This window comes from Microbacterium sp. K24 (assembly GCF_004794465.1).
Taxonomy (GTDB): Bacteria; Actinomycetota; Actinomycetes; order Actinomycetales; family Microbacteriaceae; genus Microbacterium.
In genome coordinates, this window is the sequence record NZ_SSDJ01000124.1 from 48311 (window position 1) to 54352 (window position 6042).

The 6042-nt window shown below is 71.2% G+C and carries 7 protein-coding genes; 2 read left to right on the plus strand and 5 right to left on the minus strand.

Translation table 11 applies throughout. The annotated features are described in order from the left end of the window. Positions 1-8: 8 nt before the first annotated feature. Both DW306_RS12455 and DW306_RS12460 read right to left on the minus strand, forming a co-directional pair. Complete coding sequence (locus DW306_RS12455) at positions 9-1238, minus strand: MFS transporter (protein WP_136055906.1); 1230 nt, start codon at positions 1236-1238, stop codon at positions 9-11. Between the two features lie 9 nt (positions 1239-1247). Next, a complete protein-coding gene (locus tag DW306_RS12460; RefSeq protein WP_136055907.1) occupies positions 1248-2057 on the minus strand; it encodes an AraC family transcriptional regulator in 810 nt (269 codons plus the stop codon). Between the two features lie 48 nt (positions 2058-2105). On the opposite strand from DW306_RS12460, the gene DW306_RS12465 reads away from it, so the two are divergent. Further along, positions 2106-2561, plus strand: coding sequence for a DUF2000 domain-containing protein (locus DW306_RS12465; protein ID WP_136055908.1), 456 nt, complete (start codon positions 2106-2108; stop codon positions 2559-2561). Positions 2562-2584: 23 nt separating this feature from the next. Here DW306_RS12465 and DW306_RS12470 read toward each other — a convergent pair whose 3' ends face one another. The 3 genes from DW306_RS12470 to DW306_RS12480 are packed head-to-tail and all read right to left on the minus strand — an operon-like array spanning position 2585 to position 4988. Further along, positions 2585-2917 carry a thiamine-binding protein gene (locus DW306_RS12470; protein ID WP_136055909.1) on the minus strand — a complete coding sequence of 111 codons (333 nt, stop codon included), beginning with the start codon at positions 2915-2917 and terminating at the stop codon, positions 2585-2587. Positions 2918-2919: 2 nt separating this feature from the next. After that, positions 2920-4158 carry a hypothetical protein gene (locus DW306_RS12475; protein WP_240747183.1) on the minus strand — a complete coding sequence of 413 codons (1239 nt, stop codon included), beginning with the start codon at positions 4156-4158 and terminating at the stop codon, positions 2920-2922. Further along, positions 4155-4988 (minus strand): NAD(P)H-hydrate dehydratase, encoded by an 834-nt coding sequence (locus DW306_RS12480; protein WP_136055910.1) that lies wholly within the window; start codon positions 4986-4988, stop codon positions 4155-4157. Before DW306_RS12480 ends, DW306_RS12475 begins: the two co-directional genes overlap by 4 nt. Before the next feature lie 56 nt (positions 4989-5044). Here DW306_RS12480 and DW306_RS12485 point away from each other — a divergent pair. Further along, positions 5045-6042 (plus strand): NADH:flavin oxidoreductase/NADH oxidase (locus tag DW306_RS12485; protein ID WP_136055911.1); only part of this gene is annotated, 998 nt, incomplete at its 3' end.

Below are 6042 nucleotides of genomic sequence, written 5' to 3' on the forward strand. Positions count from 1 at the left end.
CCGACACTCTACGACGCGACGAGCTCCGGGACGACGGCCCGACGCGCCTCGAGGCGATACGACAGCAGGGCGATGAGCAGGCCCGCCACTGCGAGCGCGGCGCCGGTCCAGGCGGGAGCCGTGAATCCCCAGCCGAGGGCGATGACGACGCCCCCGAGGAACGCTCCGAGGCTGTTCCCGATGTTCAGTGCCGAGTGGTTGAGCGCCGCCGCGATCGACTGGTTGTCGCCGGCGACGTCCATCAGCCGGGTCTGGATGGTCGGGCTGAGGACCGACGAGACGAAGCCGACGACGAGCACCATGAGACAGAGACTCACGATCCAGAACGACAGCACGGCCTGGACGGCGAACGTGGCGGCCATGACGGCGAGGCCGATCAGCAACGTCCGGCGCAGATCGATGTCTGCCAGGTGTCCTCCGACGAGGTTGCCCACCGTCATCCCGATGCCCATCAGCACCAGCACGATCGGCACGACCCATTCCGGCGAACCCGCGACCTCCGTGACGACCGGGGCGATGTAGCTGTAGACGGCGAAGAAGCCGCCGAAGCCGATGGCCCCCACGCCGAGGGTGAACCACACCTGCGGGATGCGGAAGACGCCGAGCTCCTGGCGCATGGTGCGTCCGGGAGACCCGGGATGCGCGGGCACGAACAGGGCGATGCAGAGAGTCGCCAGGGCGAAGACGAGCGCCACGACGGCGAACGCCGTGCGCCAGCCCCACTGCTGGCCGAGGAAGGTGCCCAGCGGCACGCCGACGACGTTGGCGACCGTGAGGCCGGTCAGGATGAAAGCGACGCCCTTCGCCCGGTTGCCGGGCCCCATCACGTCGGCGGCGACGAGCGCGCCGATGCCGAAGTAGGCGCCGTGCGGGAGACCGGCGAGCAAGCGCGAGGCCCCCACGAGCTCGAAGGTCGGCAGCACCACGGTGAGGGCATTGAACACCGTCAGGGCCAGAGCCAGCACGATCATCACGCGATGCCGCGGATACCGGGCGACGAAGCCCGCGATCGTCGGCGCACCGATGACCACGCCGAGCGCGTACAGCGAGATCAGCCATCCGGCCTGGCTCAGGGCATCTTCCGGGCTCGAGGCCCAGAGGGTGGGCAGCAGGTCGCCGGCGATGTCGGGCAGCAGGCCCATGACCACGAACTCGGTCATGCCGATGCCGAAGCTGCCGATGGCGAGAGAGAGGAGCGCCCTCTTCGCCGCACCCCTCGATTCTGTCGAGGGATTCACCGGTTCAGCTTAGCGGTCTGTCGGCATGCGCCCCGACGCCCGGTGGGACGCGGCGAATGCGGCCGGGGTCGAGCCGAGGACGCGACGGAAGTGGCGCGTGAGGTGCGCCTGGTCGTGGAACCCCGCCTCGACGGCGGCGGACGCCGGTCGGATGCCGTCGACGAGCAGTCGTCGCGCGATGTCGACGCGCCGACTCACGACGTACTGATGCGGGGCGAGCCCGAATTCGCGGGAGAAGGCCCGGATCAGGTGACTGGGATGCGCGCCGACCCCGGCGGCGATCTCGGCGAGGGTGAACGACTCCGTGAGGCGTTCGTCGAGCACGATACGCACGCGGCGGGCCAGCGGGGCGTCGCGTGCCACCGCATCGGGCGTGCCGAGATGAGCGAGGAGGGAATCCCGCAGGATCAGCATCCCCTGTTCGGCCGCCAGGATGTCGCCCGGATGCTGCAGCGCCGCGTGGATCCGCTTGACGGTCATCAGCGGCGCTGCGGAGGCCAGCGTCGGCGAGGCCTCTGCCGGCGCGATCGCCGTCGGAGGGAGCCAACCGCTGTCGGTGTAGATCACGCGCTTCCGATACGCCTGCCCGCCCTGCACCGACCGGCCGTCGTGCGGGATCCCCGGGGGCAGGAGCGTGACGGCGCCGGGCGCGGCGATGTGCCCGGTGCGGTGCAGATCGTACGACACAGCACCCGCGTCGACGATCATCACGGTCCAGCCATCGTGAGCGTGCATGGGATAGGCGTGATCTAACGTCGCGTGATAGACCTCGCGGACGGCGGGCACCGACGGATGCCAGGCGTGCACGTGATCGACCATGCAAGAAACGTACAAGACCCTGAGCCGCGTCGGCGCGATCGTGGAGACATGAGCATGACACACACCGCCCCCGGGGATCCGACCGCACCTGTCCGTTTCGACACCAAGGTCGTCGTGGTCCTGAATCAGGATCTCGCCGCGTGGCAGGAGCTGAACGTCACGGCGTTCCTGATGTCGGGAATCGCGGTGAGCGCTCCCGGTACGACAGGATCCCCCTACATCGACGCCGACGGCACGACCTATCTGCCGATGCTGCGCCAGCCGGTGCTGGTGATGACCACCGATGTGGCATCGCTGCGATCCGCGCGCGCGAAAGCGGCCGCGCGCGATGACATCGCCCTGGCGATCTACACGCGCGAGCTGTTCGCGACCGGTCACGACGAAGCCAACCGGGCTGCCGTCGCCGCCGTGGGCGCCGACCATCTCGACCTGGCCGGCGTCGCCCTCCGCGGCCCTCGCAACGCGGTGGACCGCATCGTGAAGGGTGCGCGCATGCACGACTGAGGACGCCGGTGCTGAGGGTGTGCCTAGCGGTCGTCGGACTCCTCGATCGCCGCCTCGAGCCGCTCGATCTTCGCGTCGAGCTCGCCCGAGTAGCCGGGACGGATGTCGGCCTTGAGCACCAGCGAGACGCGCGAGCCGAACGGTATGACGGCTTCGGTCGCCCGCTTGACGACATCCATCACCGTGTCCCAGTCGGGACCCTCGATCTCGGTGAACATGCTCGTGGTGCGGTGCGGCAGCCCGGACTCCCGCACGACGCGCACGGCGGCGGCCACCGCATCGTGCACGGAGTCGTCGGAGCGCGCGGCTCCCTCGGCGGGGGTGCCGCTCGGGGCGACGGAGAAGGCGATCAGCATGTTCACTCCCTGGTTTTCGAAGGACGGTAGGCGGGGACCCGCACGAGAGCACGGATGCCGACGGCGAGGAGGACGAGGAGCAGCACATTGCGCAGTGTGAGGACGAGCACGGGCAGCAGCTCCGCACGCAGCAGCGCGTCATAGCTCAGCGGGTAGACGAGGCACGTCAGCGCGCACAGGGCGAGCACGAGCACCGCGGGCACCCGCGCTCGCAGGCCGTCGACGGCGATCCAGAGGATCACCGGGGCGATCAGCCAGGTCTGGAACTGCGGCGAGCCGACCTTGTTGGTGACGATGAGCACGACGACCAGAGACAGGGCCAGCGGCGGGAAGAGCCGGGGGAAGGATGCTCCGCGCACCGCCTTCATGGCCCCGATCGCCGTGACCGCGAGGGCGGCCAGCACCATCAGCGGCGTCAGGACTGCCGTGACGGCATCCGTCCCGACGCCGGTGATCTGGAACGTGAGGATCTCGAAGCTGTACTCGATCCGCGCGGCGCCGGCGACCGCCAGCCAGAGGAAGGGCGTCGCCGCCACGGCCTCGATCTGCAGGCCGCGACCGGTCTGCTCGGTGAGGAAGCCGAAGATCTCCGTGTCCGCGCCCAGCACGAGCAGCACCACGATGACGCCGGCGGTGACGGCTGCGGCGGCGAGCAGCATCCGGATCCGGGCTCTGCCTGCCACGACGGCGGCCAGCACCAGAGCGCCGGGCCAGATCTTGATCCAGGCGCCGACCGTCAGCAGCGCGGTCGCGACGACGGGCCGCGACGCGAGCCAGAGCCCGCCGATCACGGCGAGCGGCACGGTGACCGCGTCGATGCGGTAGATCGCGATGGGGCCGAGCAGCAGCAGGGCCGCGCACCAGAACCAGGCGGATATGCGTCGCGGCCGCGAGGGCGTGCGTCCGACCAGCACGGCGAAGGCGACCGCATCCAGCGCCGTGATGAGGACGGCCCAGGCGACCAGGTACGCGCCGGAGACTCCCAGCAACGGCACGAGCGGCACAGCCACGGCCTTGGCGATCAGCATCGGCACGAGGGCGAGCTGCGGGTACACCCACGATTCGGTGACCCCGACGATCGGCCCGCCGCCGAGGGCCGCCGACGCCCAGGGCTCGTAGACGAGCACGACGTCGCCCATGGGCTGACTCGGGTACACCCAGCCCACCGCGGCCGTGACGAGATGCGCGAGGAGGAACACGCTCCAGAGCACGACCACGCGGGTCGCCCGGCTGCGACTCACGCCAGGACGTCCGCGATCGCGGACGGAAGGGCGTCGGCGACGTCCATCGCGACGATCGGATGCCCGGGGGCGCCGTCGACCACGCCGGCCGCGATCCGGGCCGCATGCCCGTGCAGCCATGCGCCGGCGGCCGCGGCCTCGGCCAACGACTCCCCGGGATTCGCCGCGGCCACCGCGCCGAGCACGCCGGCGAGCACATCGCCGGTCCCTGCCGTCGACAGCCAGCCCGTTCCCGCTTCGACGACGAGGACCGTCCCCGAGGGGTCGGCGATCAGCGTGCGTGCACCCTTCAGCAGCACCGTGCCGGAGATCTTCGCCGCCATCTGCGCCGCGGCCTCCGAGCGGTCGTCATCCGACGACGGGACCCGCAGACGCTCGCGCAGCTTCGCGAACTCTCGGGCGTGCGGCGTCACGACGAACGGAGCGCGCGTGCCCGGCGCGAGATCGAGCGCGCCGGCGTCGATGATCACCGTCGCCGACCCGGAGAGGATGTCACGCAGCGCCAGGGTCTCGGCGTCGCTGCGCTCCCCCGGATCCGTTCCGGAGCCGATCACCCACGCATCCGCCCGCGTGCCCCCGGTGTCCGGACCGGTGACCGTCTCCGGACGGCGCGCGAGCACGGCATCCGCGACCGATGGCGCTCCGACGAAACGAACGAAGCCCGCACCCGCGCGCCATGCCGCTTCGACGCCGAGCACGGCGGCGCCGGGGTACGCGGGCGACCCGGTGCGCAGGGCGACGACGCCGCGGGAGTACTTGTCGTCATCCGGTGCGGGAGCGCGGAAGAACCGCGCGGTGTCGCTCCGTGACCATTCGCGCACCTCGACCATGACTCCACGTTAGCGGGACGACCCTCGGGGCACTCGCGCGGGCGTAACGTCGAACGGTGAGCTTTCTCTTCTCTCCTCTGACCATCCGAGCCGTCACGGTCCGCAACCGCCTCTGGGTGTCGCCGATGTGCATGTACAGCGCCGTCGACGGTGTGGTGCAGGAATGGCACCACACGCATCTGGCCCAGTTCGCCTCCGGCGGCGCGGGACTCATCGTCGCCGAGGCCACCGCGGTGCTGCCCGAGGGGCGGATCTCGCCGCGCGACGCCGGCCTGTGGAACGACGAGCAGCGCGACGCCTGGGCGCCGATCGTCCGGGCGATCCACGACCGCGGGGCGGTCGCGGGCATCCAGCTCGCGCACGCCGGACGCAAGGCGTCGACCTGGTGGCCGTGGGCTCCGGCACGCGGCTCCGTGCCCGCGACGGACGGCGGATGGACGACGACCGCACCGTCGGCCGTGGCCTACGACGGCTTCGCCGCGCCGATCGCACTGGATGCCGGGGGCATCGACGACGTCGTGCACGCGTTCGCGGCGGCCGCGCGTCGCGCCGTGGATGCCGGGTTCGACGTGCTCGAACTGCACGGCGCCCACGGCTACCTGCTGCACCAGTTCCTCTCGCCCCTGTCCAACCTGCGCGACGACGAGTACGGCGGACCGCTCGAGAACCGGGCACGCCTCCTCCTGCGGGTGATCGACGCGGTCCGCGCCGAGGTCGGCGAGGACGTGCCGCTGTTCGTGCGCATCTCCGCGACCGACCACGCCGAAGGCGGCTTCACCTCCGACGAGGCGGCGACCGTCGGAGACTGGGCCGCAGAGCACGGCGCCGACTTCATCGACGTCTCCAGCGGCGGACTCGTCGCCCATCAGCAGCTCGACGTCTTCCCCGGCTACCAGGTCCCGCTGGCCGAGACCGTCCGTCAGGGCGGGCGCATCCCCGTCTCGGCCGTCGGCCTCATCACGGCCGCGGCGCAGGCGGAGCAGGTGCTCGCGGACGGCGCGGCCGACGCGATCTTCGCCGGTGCCGCGAACGTCGGTGAGGAGTCTCTCGCCGC

What these genes read in the sequence shown, in the direction of transcription:
- DW306_RS12460 (WP_136055907.1), bottom strand. Translation starts at nt 2,057, where the DNA reads ATGGTCGATCACGTGCACGCCTGGCATCCGTCGGTGCCCGCCGTCCGC.
- DW306_RS12465 (WP_136055908.1), top strand. Translation starts at nt 2,106, where the DNA reads ATGAGCATGACACACACCGCCCCCGGGGATCCGACCGCACCTGTCCGT.
- DW306_RS12470 (WP_136055909.1), bottom strand. Translation starts at nt 2,917, where the DNA reads ATGCTGATCGCCTTCTCCGTCGCCCCGAGCGGCACCCCCGCCGAGGGA.
- DW306_RS12480 (WP_136055910.1), bottom strand. Translation starts at nt 4,988, where the DNA reads ATGGTCGAGGTGCGCGAATGGTCACGGAGCGACACCGCGCGGTTCTTC.